This window comes from Amycolatopsis sp. NBC_01307 (assembly GCF_035975215.1).
Taxonomy (GTDB): Bacteria; Actinomycetota; Actinomycetes; order Mycobacteriales; family Pseudonocardiaceae; genus Amycolatopsis.
Map to the genome: position 1 here is coordinate 7,218,228 of NZ_CP108403.1, position 14,226 is coordinate 7,232,453.

13 protein-coding genes are annotated in these 14,226 nt (G+C 72.9%); 9 read left to right on the plus strand and 4 right to left on the minus strand.

Translation table 11 applies throughout. The features are described 5' to 3' along the window. Positions 1-1,440: a DNA-3-methyladenine glycosylase 2 family protein gene (locus OG439_RS31275; protein ID WP_326944325.1), complete on the plus strand. Its 1,440-nt coding sequence runs from the start codon at positions 1-3 to the stop codon at positions 1,438-1,440. On the opposite strand, the gene OG439_RS31280 is transcribed toward OG439_RS31275, so the two are convergent. The 3 genes from OG439_RS31280 to OG439_RS31290 are packed head-to-tail and all read right to left on the minus strand — an operon-like array spanning position 1,437 to position 5,749. Beyond that, positions 1,437-1,628 carry a DUF1737 domain-containing protein gene (locus tag OG439_RS31280; protein WP_326944326.1) on the minus strand — a complete coding sequence of 64 codons (192 nt, stop codon included), beginning with the start codon at positions 1,626-1,628 and terminating at the stop codon, positions 1,437-1,439. The two genes, OG439_RS31275 and OG439_RS31280, sit on opposite strands and share 4 nt — an antisense overlap. A 21-nt stretch (positions 1,629-1,649) precedes the next feature. Continuing rightward, positions 1,650-4,601 (minus strand): SMC family ATPase, encoded by a 2,952-nt coding sequence (locus OG439_RS31285; RefSeq protein WP_326944327.1) that lies wholly within the window; start codon positions 4,599-4,601, stop codon positions 1,650-1,652. Then, positions 4,598-5,749 carry an exonuclease SbcCD subunit D gene (locus tag OG439_RS31290; protein ID WP_326944328.1) on the minus strand — a complete coding sequence of 384 codons (1,152 nt, stop codon included), beginning with the start codon at positions 5,747-5,749 and terminating at the stop codon, positions 4,598-4,600. Before OG439_RS31290 ends, OG439_RS31285 begins: the two co-directional genes overlap by 4 nt. 227 nt (positions 5,750-5,976) lie before the next feature. On the opposite strand from OG439_RS31290, the gene rmuC reads away from it, so the two are divergent. Beyond that, entirely contained in the window at positions 5,977-6,891 is a 915-nt protein-coding gene (rmuC, locus tag OG439_RS31295; RefSeq protein ID WP_247057605.1) for a DNA recombination protein RmuC, read from the plus strand. Between the two features lie 601 nt (positions 6,892-7,492). Beyond that, positions 7,493-8,428: a DUF6542 domain-containing protein gene (locus OG439_RS31300; protein ID WP_326944329.1), complete on the plus strand. Its 936-nt coding sequence runs from the start codon at positions 7,493-7,495 to the stop codon at positions 8,426-8,428. A 143-nt stretch (positions 8,429-8,571) separates the two neighbouring features. Here the strand turns inward: OG439_RS31300 and OG439_RS31305 are convergent, their stop codons facing one another. Then, entirely contained in the window at positions 8,572-9,570 is a 999-nt protein-coding gene (locus OG439_RS31305) for a 4-hydroxy-3-methylbut-2-enyl diphosphate reductase (protein ID WP_247057609.1), read from the minus strand. Between the two features lie 150 nt (positions 9,571-9,720). On the opposite strand from OG439_RS31305, the gene OG439_RS31310 reads away from it, so the two are divergent. The 6 genes from OG439_RS31310 (at position 9,721) to OG439_RS31335 (ending at position 14,225) form a co-directional block, all read left to right on the plus strand. Then, positions 9,721-10,449 (plus strand): lipid droplet-associated protein, encoded by a 729-nt coding sequence (locus OG439_RS31310; protein WP_326944330.1) that lies wholly within the window; start codon positions 9,721-9,723, stop codon positions 10,447-10,449. Further along, a complete protein-coding gene (gene xseA / locus OG439_RS31315) occupies positions 10,446-11,696 on the plus strand; it encodes an exodeoxyribonuclease VII large subunit (protein ID WP_326944331.1) in 1,251 nt (416 codons plus the stop codon). Before OG439_RS31310 ends, xseA begins: the two co-directional genes overlap by 4 nt. 32 nt (positions 11,697-11,728) lie before the next feature. Further along, on the plus strand, positions 11,729-12,097 hold the full coding sequence (locus OG439_RS31320; RefSeq protein WP_247063663.1) for a hypothetical protein: 369 nt from the start codon (positions 11,729-11,731) through the stop codon (positions 12,095-12,097). Then, positions 12,094-12,321 carry an exodeoxyribonuclease VII small subunit gene (locus OG439_RS31325; protein ID WP_326944332.1) on the plus strand — a complete coding sequence of 76 codons (228 nt, stop codon included), beginning with the start codon at positions 12,094-12,096 and terminating at the stop codon, positions 12,319-12,321. The genes OG439_RS31320 and OG439_RS31325 overlap by 4 nt, the downstream gene beginning before the upstream one ends. Positions 12,322-12,407: 86 nt before the next feature. After that, positions 12,408-13,463, plus strand: a complete 1,056-nt coding sequence (gene glpX, locus OG439_RS31330; protein ID WP_247057616.1) for a class II fructose-bisphosphatase — start codon at positions 12,408-12,410, stop codon at positions 13,461-13,463. Positions 13,464-13,472: 9 nt separating this feature from the next. Next, positions 13,473-14,225 (plus strand): S1 family peptidase, encoded by a 753-nt coding sequence (locus OG439_RS31335; RefSeq protein ID WP_247057618.1) that lies wholly within the window; start codon positions 13,473-13,475, stop codon positions 14,223-14,225. The last annotated feature ends 1 nt before the right edge of the window (position 14,226 follow it).

A 14,226-nucleotide genomic window follows, 5' to 3' on the forward strand; every position in this document is an offset into this window, starting at 1 on the left:
ATGGTTCCGAACACGGCGGTCGCCGAGGCCCCGGCGCTCTGGCTCGACGCCGAGCGCTGCTACCGCGTGGTCACCGCCCGCGACCCGCGCTTCGACGGCCAGTTCATCATGGCGGTCCGCACCACCGGCATCTACTGCCGCCCGTCGTGCCCGGCGTCGACGCCGAAGGAGCAGAACGTCCGCTTCTACCCGACGTCGGCGGCCGCGCAGGCCAACGGCTTCCGCGCCTGCCGCCGCTGCTTCCCCGACGCCGTGCCCGGGTCGCCGGACTGGAACCTGCGCGCCGACCTGGCGGCGCGGGCGATGCGCCTGATCTCCGACGGGACGGTCGAACGCGAAGGCGTCCCGGGCCTCGCACGGCGGCTCGGCTACTCCGAGCGTCAGCTGGGCCGCGTGCTGACCGCCGAGCTGGGCGCCGGCCCGCTCGCGCTCGCCCGGGCGCACCGCGCGCATTCGGCGCGGCTGCTCATCGAGATGTCCGAGCTGCCGCTGACCGACGTCGCGTTCGCGGCGGGCTTCTCCAGCGTGCGGCAGTTCAACGAGACGATCCGCGAAGTGTTCGCGACAACGCCTTCGCAGCTTCGCGCCTTCGCTGCTTCGCGGCGTAGACGTCAGGGTGACGTAGGCGGGACGCGGCTCAGCCTGCGACTGCCGTTCAGGCCGCCTTTCGACGCCTTCGGGCTGCTTCGCTTCTTCGCGGACCACGCGGTGCCGGGCGTCGAAGACGTCACCGACGGCACGTACACCCGCACGCTGCGCCTCGCGCACGGCACCGGCGTCGTGCGGCTGACGCCGGAGCCCGACCACGTTCGCTGCGAGCTGCACCTCGCCGACCTGCGCGATCTCAGCAGCGCGGTCAGCCGCGTCCGCAGGCTGCTGGACCTCGACGCCGACCCGGCGGCGGTCACGCGCGTGCTCGGCGCCGACCCCGCGCTGGCGTCGATCGTCGAGGCGGTGCCGGGAATCCGCGTCCCGGGCGCGGTCGACGGCGAGGAGCTGCTGCTGCGCGCCCTGCTCGGCCGGGATCTACCGGCCGCCCTCGGCGAGGAGGTACCCGGCGAAGCGGTAGTGACGAGGCTGTTCCCGACGGCGGCCCGGGTCGCGACGGCGGGACCGCCGTCGGTGCGGGGTATCGCGGCGGCGCTGGCCGAGGGCCGGCTGGACGTGCACGTCGGCCGCGACGCGGCGGACCTGCGAGCGGAGCTGCTCGCGTGCCCGGGGATCGACGCGTGGACGGCGGACTACGCGCTGATGCGCGTCCTCGGCGCGCCGGACGTCCTGCTGACCGACGACGCCGCGTTGCAACGCGGGGCGGCGGCGCTCGGCATCACGGACCTCGCGGACCGGCCCCGGCAGTGGACGCCGTGGTGCTCCTACGCCGGGATGTACCTGTGGCGCGCCGATCCGGCGGGGCCGGAACCTGTCGCGAACAGCTGCTAGCCCTGCTCGCCCCGCCACAGCAAGGCCTGAGCCACGATCACTTGCTCACCGTCGAAGGTGGCTGCCGGGGAGCCGTGTAGGTGGTAGCCCAGTTCCAGAGCCTCGCTCACCCGGTGGCAGAACTTCGCGTCGTCCGGGCCGGTGAGCAGGCGGTAGCGGGGCAGGCCCTCGGGTGGCTGGTCCGTCATGGCTTCATCTTGGCCGAGTGCTCAGCCCGCGCGCACCTCCACTGTCGAGCCCGTGCGGGCCTTGCGGACCCGCAGGCGCGTCGGGATGCGCTGCCGCAGCTCCTCGACGTGCGACACCAGCCCGACCACCCGGCCGCCGGCGCGGAGCTCGTCCAGGATGTTCATCACCACGTCCAGCGTCTCGGCGTCCAGCGTGCCGAAGCCCTCGTCGACGAACAGCGTGTCCAGCAGCGCCCCGCCGGTCTCGCCCGCGACGACGTCCGCCAGCCCCAGCGCCAGCGCCAATGACGCCAGGAACGACTCGCCGCCGGACAGCGTCTTCGCCGGGCGGATCGTGCCCGAGTAGTCGTCCAGCACGTCGATGCCGAGACCGCCGCGGGTGCCGCGTGCGCCGGCCGCGTCCGAGTGCACGAACGCGTAGCGCCCCTGGCTCATCGTGCGCAGCCGGTGCGTGGCGGCGACCGCCACCTCCTCCAGCCGCGCCGCCAGCACGTACGAGCGCAGCGACATCTTCCGGCTGTTCTGCCCGCGCCCGTTGACGACGTCCGCCAGCGCGCGCAGCTCCGCGAACTCCGCTTCGGCCGGCGCCAGCCCGGCGAGCGTCTTGCGCAGCAGCCCCGCCAGCCGGGTCAGCTCTTCGTGCTGGGCAGTCGCGACGCGCAACGCCGCGTACGCCGAGTCGGCGCGCGCCCGCGCCAGCTGGGCCGCGTCGGCCGCGCGGCCGACGTCCGCGACGTCGTCCGGCGAGATGCCGAACAGGTCGGGCTCGGCCAGCAGCGCCCGCGCGCCCGCCGCGGTCGCTTCCGCCTCGGCGATGCCCTGTTCCAGCTTTTCGATCTGCTCGTCCGGCAGCATCGCCGAGCGCGCCTTCTTCAGCGACGTGAAGCCCTTGGCCGCGACCGCCGCGTCGACCAGCGTGCGTTGCTGCGCGACCCGTTCCCGGGCGCCGGTGACCGCCGTCCGCGCCTCGGCGACGGCTTCGAGCGCCTCGGCCAGCCCGATCAGGTGCGTCCGCCGGACTCCGACGTCCGCGAACTCGCCGCGCCCGGCGACCAAGCGGCGTTCGCGCTCGGCCAGCCGTTCTTCCAGGGCCCGGACGTCGGCCGTGGCCTCGGCCACCGCCTGCTCGGCCCGGCGACGCCGTTCCGTCCGCAGCTCCAGGTCCCGTTCCAGCAGCACGACCTGCTGCCCGAGCTTCGCCTTCGCTTCCGCCTGCTGGGTCAGCGTGGCGACCGTGGCGCGAGCTTCCGACAGCTCGGCCGTGACGGTCTCGGCGGTCCGCCCGGCCAGCCGCTCGACCAGCCCCGCCAGCCGCGCCTTCGCTTCTTCCAGCGCGGTGACGACCCGCTGCCGCATCGCGTCCGCCGCCTGCTCAGCTTCCTCGGCTGCCCGTTCTTCGGCCGGATCGACGAGGATCGCGTCCCGGTTCGCCGGCGCGGGGTGCTCCGCGGAGCCGCAGACCGGGCAGGGCGCACCCTCCGGCAGCGCGGCGGCGAGCTCGACCGCCATGCCGTCGAGCCGCCGCTCGCGCAGGTCGAGCCGCCGTTGCCGGGCCGCTTGGTGCGTGTCCACGACTTCGCGCAGTTTCGCCTCGCCGCGCCCGACCTTCGCCTGCGCCTCGGGCAGCTCGGCGGTGTCACGCGCGACGGCCCTCAGCTCGTCGACGCGGGCGCGAGCCCCGTCGAGCTTGGCCCCGGCTTCGGCGGCGGCCTGGGCGTCCGCCCGCAGTTTCGCCAGCTGGCCGGGGATCGCGGCCAGCTCGGCGGTCAGTTCTTCGGCCTGCTTCGCGGCCGTGACGGAGGACAGTTTCAGGTCGTCACGCCGCATGGTGTCGATCTGCTGCTGCTCGGCCTCGGCGACCAGTTCCGCGACCGCGCCCGCCTCTTCGCGCGCTGTTGCCGCCCGCGCCTTCAGGTCGCCGGTCGCGCGGGTGCCGAACTCCCGCAGCTCCGCGCCGCAGGCCTTCTCCGCCTGCTCGGCGTCGGTCAGCTCCGCGGCCCGCCGGTCCAGCAGGTCCGCTTCGACGGCCACGCCGGCTGCCCGCCGCGCCGCCGCGACCTCCTGGGCCCACTCGGCGCGCTGCGGTGCCTGCTCGGTGACCTCGAGCAGCCGCAGGTGCGCGGTGCTGACCCGGCGGATCTTCTCCGCGTCGGCGCGCTCTTCCTGCAGGTGCACGTCCGCCCGCTGCGCCGCGGCTCGCGCCCGCTCCTCCTCGGCCGTGACCTGCACGACGCGTTCGGTGGCCGCCGCCAGCACCGCGTCCACCCACTCCGCGGGCTCCGATTCGGGCGGGTCCTGTTGCGCCTCCTGCGCGTACCGCGCCAGCAGTTCACGCACGGACTGCTGCCGCGCCTCCAGCTCCCGGCCACGCTCGGCCCGCAGGTCCGCGAACCAGCGTTCGACGTCGGCGAAGCGCTCGGTGCCGAACAGCCGCTCCAGCAGCTTTTCGCGCTCGGAAGTGTCCGACCGCAGGAAGCGGGCGAACTCGCCCTGCGGCAGCAGCACCACCTGGAAGAACTGGGCCGCGGTCATGCCGAGCAGCCGCTCGACCGTGCGCGCGACCTCCTCGATCCGGATCACGCCCTCCGGCGCCATCCCGCCCGGCGCGGTGCCGATCCAGCTCAGCGACACCTTCGCCTGCTGCGTCGTCGTGCCCTCGCCGCGCCGCTTCGGCCGCTGGTACTCGGGGTTGCGCACGATCTTCAGCCGGTGCCCCTGCACGGTGAGCTCCAGCGCGACCTCGGTGACCTGATCCGGCACGGCCAGGTCGCAGCGCAGCCGCTTGGCCTCGTTGCGGGCACCCGGAACCACGCCGAACAACGCGAACGCGATGGCGTCGAGCAGCGTGGTCTTGCCCGCGCCGGTTTCGCCGTGGAGGAGGAAGAGCCCGTCCGCGCCGAGGACCTCGAAGTCGACCACCTGGCGCCCGAGGTACGGCCCGAAGGCCTCGACCTCCAGCCTGTGCAGCCTCATTTCGCGAGCGCCCCCCGGTCGGCCGCTTCCAGCGCGTGGAACAGGAGCTTCTCTTCGCGCTCGCTCGGCGGGGCGCCGCGGCAGTCGTCGAGGAAGCTGCGCGAGATCTCGATGTCCGAGCGGCCGCGGACGGCGTCGGAGTACCGCAGCGGGGCGCCGGCGTACCCGCCTTCGGGCTCCCACTCCAGGTGGACGGCGTGCCGGAACCGCGTGCGCAGCCGCCGCATCGCGTCCACCGGGCGCACGCGATCGGTGACCGTGACCGACAGGAAGTGCTCGAGGAGCGCGTCGTGTTCCGGGGCCACGAGCAGGTCTTCGAGTTCGCCGCGCAGGGTGGCCAGCGGCCGCGGCACCGGCAGCTCGTGCCGGCGGACTTCGGCCAGCCCGCCGGCGTCGAAGTCGACCAGCCAGACCGACTTCCGTTGCCGGGCCTCGGAAAACGAGTACGCCAGCGGGCTGCCGGAGTAGCGCAGGTGCTCGGCGAGGGTCTGCGGGCCGTGGAGGTGGCCGAGCGCGACGTAGTCGACGCCGTCGAAGACCGAGCCCGGCACCTGCTCGACGCCGCCGACCGCGATGGTCCGCTCCGACTCGGTCGGCTCGCCGCCGGTGACGAACGCGTGCGCGAGCACGACCGACCGCACGCCGGGGCGGCCGGCGAGGTCTTCGCGGATCCGGCGCATGGCCTCGGTGAGCACGCCCGTGTGCCCGCGCGCGTCCGGCACGCCCAGCGCGTGCCGCGACGGTTCCGGTTCCAGGTAAGGGATTCCGTAGCACGCGACCGGGCCGTGGTCGTCCCGCAGCAGCACCGGTTCGGCCAGGCCGCCGACGGTGGTGCGCAGGTGCAGCCCGCCCGCCGCGGCGAACTCGGCGAACGCGCCCAGCCGGGGCGCGGAGTCGTGGTTGCCGGGCGTGACGATCAGCTGCGCGCCGGCCGCGCGGATCCGGGCGACCGCCGCGGTGGCCACCCGCACGGCCTCGGCCGACGGCACCGCGCGGTCGTAGATGTCCCCCGCCACCAGGACGGCGTCGATCGCCTCGCCGGCCACGAGGTCGGCGAGGTGCCCGAGCACCGCTTCCTGTTCCGCCAGCAGGTCCGCACCGTGGAAGGTGCGGCCGACGTGCCAGTCGGACGTGTGCAGGAATCTCACGGGGCCAAGGTACGACCCGGCTCCGACGAAATCGCGGAGGCTCGCCGCCATCCCACTCGAACGTGTGTACGAGCACGACAGGGGCTTGATCGGACACGCCCTGCGCGAATGTGAAGTGTTCGCAGGTCAGCTACCCAGAGCGACGGGTCGGGTGCGTTTTTTGTCGGTGGGGTCCGCCATGATGTCTGCGCGGTCCGATCCAGGCGGCCCCGAGGGAGGAGATTCAGGTGGCGACAGTGCTGACCACGGCGGCGGTCGTGCTCGCGGTCCTGCTGCTGGTCGCGGTCGCCGTGCTGTGGCGGCTGTACAACGACGGCATGCGGCGGGCGGACGCCGCGGCCCGGCTGGTCGCGGCCGAGCGGGCGAAGGCGGATCAGCAGCAGCTCGCGCTGCGCCGGTACGAGGTCGCGTTCGCCTCGATCAGCGGACGCGGTGAGCTGGGCGAGCAGGTACTGGTCGAAACGGCGCGGGCGCTCGGGCTCCGCGAGGACCTGCACTTCACCCTGCAGACCGACCTCGCGGGCGGCGGCGCGGCGAAACCGGACATGGTGCTGAGCGTCGGCGGCGGGCGCACGGTGCCGGTCGACGCCAAGGCGAGCATGGCGACCTGGGCCGAAGCGATCGAGACCGACAACCCGGAGGAACGGCTGGACGCGTTGCGCGCGCACGTCCGGCAGATCCGGTCCCGGGCGGCCGAGCTGGCCGGCAAGGGCTACCAGCGCTGGGCGGACGCGATCTACGGCACGATCATGTTCGTCCCGTCCGACGCCGCCGTGATCGCGGCGCTGGACACCGACCCGGAGCTGCTGCGCTGGCTGATCGACCGGCGGGTGTTCCTGTGCGGCCCGACCGGTTTCGGTGTGCTCGCGTCGGCGGCCCTGTTCGCGGCGAGCGACCGCACGCTGGAGGCCGACGTCGAGCAGGTGCGGGCCGGTGCGGCCGCGGCGCACCGGGCCGCGGGCGGCGCGGTGGAGGCGCTCAACCTGTCCAGCACGCACCTGCAGCGGTTCATCTCGGCGAGGCGGCGGGAGCTGGAGGCACTGGAGACGTTCCGGGTGACGGTGGCTCCCCTGACGGACGCGTCGGGCAGCCCGGCCGCGGTGCCCCAGGTGCGGAAGGGAGACGAACTGGCGGCGAGCTGAGAGGACTGGACCACGGGCGGTCAGCTGACTCACGGTCACGGCGGGACGGCCTGCTCAGCCTTGCGAGACGCGTCCGAGAGGGCCGCGATCGCCTGATCGGCAGGGCGTGGCGAACGCTGCGGGAGCGATGGCGGAGCACCGGCGCGGTGACGCATGACTCGACGGGAGACGCCGGGAAATCGGGCTGTTCGACGGGTTCGCCGCGAGGTTCGACCCGCGCGGGCGGAGCCGAGCGGCGTCGGGGGCCTGACCCGGTGCGGTGGACGCGGCCTCGGACGGGTGTACCCGAGCGGTGGAGTCATGGTGCCCGATGAGGCGATTTGCCACCTCGGCGAACGCCACCGGGACACGGCCATCCGGCCCACCCGGCGGACCGCTGTCCGGAAGGTGGCCGCGAGGTGACCGGAAACCGTCCTACCAGCGACGACGCGCTCAACGGCGCGTGACGGCCGGCACCGGTCGAGCACTCTGGAAGATGCCGATCGCGACCACCCGCGGTGGTTGCCCGCAGCCATTCGGCTCACGCCGCCGGGTGGCGGTACAACCAACTCTGCGGCGGTGCTAGCAAGATCTTCACAACCACGAGATACGGTGTTGTCTCGTGACCGCGATTCGCGATCGCCAGAGCGATCCAGATGCCGACGACGTCCCCGTGCCGTGGGACGAGCGTCCAGTCGTCGGTTCGAGGCGTGGACTCCCCTGGTGGGCGGCGGTCCTGGTCGGCCTCGGCCTGGCGATCGTCGGCGCCCTCGTCGGCAAGCCGAGCCAGGGCAGCATCCCCGCCATCTTCACGGTCTGTTACGTCCTGGGCGCGGTGATCGCGGTCGGCGCGGTGCGGCGCCGGGGCATCTTCGGGCCGATGGTGATGCCGCCGCTGGTGCTGGCCGTGACCGTGCCCAGCGTGATCCTGCTGACTTCCGGGTCACAGGGCGACGACATGCTTTCGAAGGCGCTGAACATCGGCACCCCGCTGATCAACGCCTTCCCGATGATGGCGATCACCACCGGCGTCACGTTGCTGATCGGGTTCGTCCGGATCTTCCGCGAGAAGGACCCGGACGCCCCGGTGAAGGCCAAGGGCGGCAAGGCCGACCGCCGGCGCGCGGACGAGGACGACGAGAAGCCCGCGGCTCGCGCCGCGGCGACGTCGGCGGGTGGGCGGCCGCGGCCGCCCGGCTCGAGCCGCACCGGTCAGACGCCGGTGCCGCAGGGCGCCCGTCGTGGCCGTGAAGGCGAACCGCCGCGCCGGCCGCGTCCACCCGCGGAAGGCGAGCGTCGCACCCCTCGTGCGGCGGGCGCGCCCGCCGAGCGCGACCCGGGCACCCGCGGCACTCGCAAGCCCCCGCCGGCGAACCGCCGTCCCCGCCCAGAGGAAGCGGACCCCCGCCGTCGCGAGCCCCGCGGCGACGCACCCCGCCGCCGTCCGCGGCCCCCGGCCGAAGACGGCCGGGACACCCCGCCGCCCCGCCGTCCGTCCGCGGGTGGGCGAGGAGCCCCGCCGCGGCGGAACCGTCCCTGGGACGACGAAGAACGCTGACGAACGCTTGAAGGCGGTTACTCCCTCGGGAGGTGACCGCCTTCGGTGTTTCGGCGGTAAATCCTGTGAGAGCAGCAGGACTCACCCCGGAAAGCACTCGGCGGCGAGCCGAAACCTCAGCCCGCCGCCGAAAGTGCGGAAACTCAGACCTTGCGAAGCTCCTTCGGCGGCGCGAAGGTGATCTTCTCGTTCGCCGTGGTCACTTCGTCGACGTCGCCGTAGCCGCGCTCCGACAGCCAGTCGAGGACCTCCATCACCAGCACGTCCGGGACCGACGCGCCGCTCGTGACGCCCACCGTGGTGACGCCCTCCAGCCAGGCTTCGTCGATCTCACGCGCGTAGTCGATCAGGTACGACGTGCGGGAGCCCGCCTTCAGGGCCACCTCGACCAGGCGCTTCGAGTTGGACGAGTTGGTCGAGCCGACCACCAGGACCAGGTCGCACTCGGCCGCCATCGCCTTGACCGCCACCTGGCGGTTCGTGGTGGCGTAACAGATGTCGTCGCTCGGCGGGTCCGCCAGACCGGGGAACCGCTCGCGGAGCTGGTCGACGCGCTCCATCGTCTCGTCGACCGAGAGGGTCGTCTGGGACAGCCAGATCACCTTCGACGGGTCGCGCACCTCGACCTTGTCGACGTCCTCGGCCTTGTCGACCAGCTGCACCTTGTCCGGCGCCTCGCCGGCCGTGCCCTCGACCTCTTCGTGGCCTTCGTGGCCGATCAGGAGGATGTCGTAGTCGTCCTTGGCGAACCTGTTGACCTCCTTGTGCACCTTCGTCACCAGGGGGCAGGTCGCGTCGATCGTGCGCAGGTTCCGGTCGGCGGCTTCGGCGTGCACCATCGGCGAGACGCCGTGGGCGGAGAACACCACGAGCGCGCCCTCGGGCACCTCGGACGTCTCGTCGACGAAGATCGCGCCGCGCTCGCGCAGCGTCTCGACCACGTGGCGGTTGTGGACGATCTCCTTGCGCACGTACACCGGGGCGCCGTAGACCTCCAGGGCCTTCTCGACGGCGATCACCGCGCGGTCCACGCCGGCGCAGTAGCCACGCGGCTTCGCGAGCAGCACGCGCTTCTTGCCGGAGGCGGTTCCGGTGATCGTCGGGGTACCCGCGGGCTCGATTCCGGGACTCGCTGAACTCATGGCACCCAGGGTACGGGCAGTCCGCCGACGAACCGGCAGTCCCTTTCGGGTGAGCTTCGTCCCCGGTCGTGCTGTGCGCGGGGTCACGCAACGCGCCCGAACATCACCTTCGGGTTGGGCAGGATGGCGTAAATACGGCAGGCTGGACGCATGAAGCCATTCCCGCTCCCCCTCCGGGTCGCCGCGGGCCTCGCCGTCAGCACCGCCGAGCGGGTTCGTGAGCTTCCCCGGCAGCTCGCCGGGCTCCCGGTGACCGTCGTCAGCCAGGTCCTGCAGGCCTCCATGCGGGTGCAGCAGCACGTCACCGAGCTGGCGATCAAGGGCGACAACGCCCTGTCGAACCTGCGGCCCGTCGAGGACACCCCCAGCTGGGCGACCTTCGACGAAGACGTCGAGGTTCCGCCCGTCCGGCCCAACCTCACGCCGGTCGCCGACGTGCCCGAACCCCGTTCGGAGGTCAACGGTCATGTTCCGTCACTTTCCGAACTCGAAGCGGAACTGGGCGATCCGTGGGCCGAGGAAGAGCGCGCGCTCGCCGAGGACCACGCCGACGGCGAGTTCGACGCGCCCGAAAGCGCGCCGGAGAAACCCTCCAAGCCGAAGCCCGGCACGCCCAAGATCGACAAGAAGGCCAAGAGCGAAATCCCGAAGACCAGCGCCGGCGGGTATGAAGGTCCCGCCGGGCTGACCGGCTACGACCAGCTCACGCTGCCGCAGCTGCGGGCCCGGCTGCGCCAGTTGTCGATCCCGCAGCTCGAGACGATCCTCGAGTACGAGCGCGCCCACGCCGATCGCTCGTCGTTCACCGGGATGCTCAGCCGCCGGATCGCCAACGCCCGCAAGGCCGAAGAGACCGGCGACGGCACGGAAGGCCCGTGAGCACCGAACCCGCACAGGCCGCCCCGTCGAGCACCGCCGAAAACCCGTGGCCGGTCCGCACGGTCGCGCGCAAGATCGGCGACTGGGTCCACCGGCTCGGCGCCGTCTGGGTCGAAGGCCAGGTCACCCAGGTCAACTCCCGGCCGAACACGCAGACCGCGTTCCTGACGCTGCGCGACCCGTCCGCGGACGTCTCGATGTCGGTGACCTGCCCGAACTGGCTGATCCGCGAGATGGAGCCGCCGCTGCGCGAGGGCGCCAGCGTCCTCGTGCACGCGAAGCCGTCGTTCTTCTTCGGCCGCGGCACGATCAGCCTGCGCGCCGACGAGATCCGCGCGGTGGGCATCGGCGAACTGCTCGCCCGGATCGAACGCCTGAAGAAGCTGCTGACCGCCGAAGGCCTCTTCTCCGCGCAGCGCAAGCGGCCGATCCCGTTCCTGCCGAAGGGCGTCGGGCTGATCACCGGGCGCGCGTCGGCGGCCGAGCGGGATGTACTGGCCAATGCGCAAAAACGCTGGCCGCACGTCCGGTTCAAGGTCGTCAACACCGCGGTGCAGGGCTCGCAGGCCGTGCCGCAGATCATGCGCGCGCTGCGGATCCACGACGCCGACCCGGACATCGACGTCATCGTCATCGCCCGCGGCGGCGGCAGCGTCGAAGACCTGCTGCCGTTCTCCGACGAGGCGCTCTGCCGCGCGGTGTCGGCCACCGGCACACCGGTGGTCAGCGCGATCGGGCACGAGCCCGACACCCCGCTGCTCGACTACGTCGCCGACCTGCGCTGCTCGACGCCGACCGACGCGAGCAAGCGGATCGTGCCGGACGTCCGCGAGGAGTCCGAGCGCGTCCGGCAGATGCGCGACCGCGGCCGCCGCGCGCTGCACGGCTGGGTCGACACCCAGACCCGGCTGCTGACGCAGCTGCGCAGCCGCCCGTCGCTGGCCGACCCGCTCGGCCCGGTCCAGCGGCGCCAGGACGACGTCGACGTGCACCGCGAACGCGCGCGCCGCGCGATGCTGACGCTGCTCGCCAAGGACCAGGCCGAAATCGCCAGCGCGCGGGCCCGGCTCACCGCGCTCGGCCCGGCCGCGACGCTCGAACGCGGTTACGCCGTCGTGCAGTTCCTCGACGCCGAAGGCAACCTCCAGGTGCTCCGCTCCGTCTCCGAAGTCGAGGCCGGTGCCCAGCTGCGCGTGCGGGTGGGCGACGGCGCGATCACGGCGGTGGCGGAAGGAGCACGGGAGTGAACCCACGGGCGGCGACGTTCCTCCCATTGACCATGGACGCGGCCCGGCGCCTGGGCGCGCGTCCCCTGCTGGACCAGGCGATACGCACCGACCGGGCGGCCGCCGAGTGCTGGACGGCGCTGCTCGCGGGCTGCGGTACCGCCGCCCGCCGCGACCTGGGCCCGCAGCTGCGGCGGCTGTCCGAGGCGACGTCGATGCAGGTCGGCTCGCGCTGGTGGTTCGCCGACGGCGCCGGGCACCGCCTGCGGGTGGCCGGGGCGCAGGAGAACCTCGAAGAAGCGATCGCGGAGGGTGACGGGCAGGAGTTCGCCCTGGCGTTCGTCGGGTACGACCACGCGATGGCGAGCGCGGTAGTGTGCGCCAACAACCCATCCCGGAAGGTCGGAGAACGTCCAGCGTGAGCGAACCAGCCACTGAGGAACTCGGCTACGAGCAGGCCCGCGACCGCCTCGTCGAGGTCGTCCGCGAGCTCGAAGCCGGCGGGCTGTCGCTCGAACAGTCGCTCGCGTTGTGGGAGAAGGGCGAGAAGCTCGCGAAGGTCTGCGAGCGCCACCTCGAGGGTGCGCGCGAGCGCATCGAAGCCGCCCTGGCGTCCGTCGAGGACGAGACCGGCAACGGCCAGTGACGTTTGCCATGCCGCGCTTGGCTGGACCGACCCGCGGTATCTGAGAGACTGGGCGTCCGCCGAACTCCGCATTCCGGGAGGCCCGCATGACCAGCCCCAGCGCCCCACAACGTCGTGAAGCGCCCGACCGCAACCTCGCGATGGAGCTGGTCCGGGTGACCGAGGCCGCCGCCATGGCCGCAGGACGCTGGGTCGGCCGCGGCGACAAGATCGGCGGGGACGGCGCGGCCGTCGACGCGATGCGCCAGCTGGTGTCGACCGTGTCGATGCGCGGCGTCGTGGTGATCGGCGAGGGCGAGAAGGACGAAGCGCCCATGCTGTTCAACGGCGAAGAGGTCGGCAACGGCGACGGCCCGGACTGCGACGTCGCCGTCGACCCGGTCGACGGCACCACGCTGATGGCCAAGGGCATGCCCAACGCCCTCGCGGTGCTCGCGGTCGCCGAGCGCGGCGCGATGTTCGACCCGTCCGCGGTGTTCTACATGGAGAAGCTGGCCGTCGGGCCGGAGGCCGCGGGCAAGGTGGAGCTCGGCGCGCCGATCGCGGAGAACATCCGGCGCGTCGCCAAGGCGAAGAAGAGCAGCGTCGGCGACGTCACCGTCTGCGTCCTGGACCGCCCGCGCCACGAGCAGATCATCAAGGAGATCCGCGACGCCGGCGCGCGGATCCGCTTCATCTCCGACGGCGACGTCGCGGGCGCGATCGCCGCGGCCCGCCCGACCACCGGCGTCGACATGCTGATCGGCATCGGCGGCACCCCCGAGGGCATCATCGCGGCCTGCGCGATGAAGTGCCTCGGCGGCGAGCTGCAGGGCCGACTGTGGCCGAAGGACGACGCCGAGCGCGAGAAGGCCATCGCCGCCGGCCACGACCTCGACCGCGTCCTGCTCAACGACGACCTCGTGCGCGGCGACAACGTCTTCTTCTGCGCCACCGGCGTCACCGACGGCGACCTGCTGCGCGGCGTCAACTACCGCGAAGGCGGCGCGACGACGCAGTCCATCGTGATGCGGTCCAAGTCCGGGACCGTCAGAATGATCGACGGCTACCACCGGCTCGACAAGCTCCGGGCGTACTCCTCGATCGACTTCGACGGCAACCTGAGCGCCGGCGACGACGACGTGGTGCCCCCGCTGCCGTAAAGGAGATTCGTGACCAGGCGACTGCTGGCACTGCTGACGGTCCTCGCATTCGTCCTGGTCCCGGGCACCGCCGCGGCCGAACCCGGCATCGTCGGCGGCGGCGTCGCCGACCAGCCGTACCCGTTCGCGGTGTCGCTGCACTCGACGTCCGGGAAGCTCTTCTGCGCCGGCGCGCTGATCGCGCCGACATGGGTGGTCACGGCCGCGCACTGCGTCTTCGACAAGGCCCCGGCCGCGGTGACGCCGCGGGTGGGCTCGAACGACTCCGGGCAGGGCGGCGAGGTCGCGCAGACCGCCGAGGTCATCGTCAACCCGGCCTTCGACACGCAGAACCCGGCGGGCGACATCGCGCTGCTGCGGCTCGCGACGCCGGTCAAGGCGGCGCCGATCGCGGTCGCGACGACGGCGTCACCGGGGACGGCGACCCGCATCCTCGGCTGGGGCCAGACCTGCCCGAAGGTCAACTGCGGTCAGATCCCGACGGCGCTCCAGCAGCTCGACACGCACATCGTCGAGGGCGCGAAGTGCACGTCGGTGTTCGACGGCACGGCCGAGCTGTGCACGGACAACCCGGGCGGCAAGGCCGGCGCGTGCTTCGGCGACTCCGGCGGCCCGGAGGTCGTGCGCGACGGCGACCACTGGCTGCTGGCCGGCGTCACGAGCCGCCCGGGCAACGACAACCCGGTGTGCGCGACGGCGCCGTCGATCTACACGTCCGTGGTCGCCTACGCGCCGTGGATCGCGGAGAAGACGAAGGCCTGAC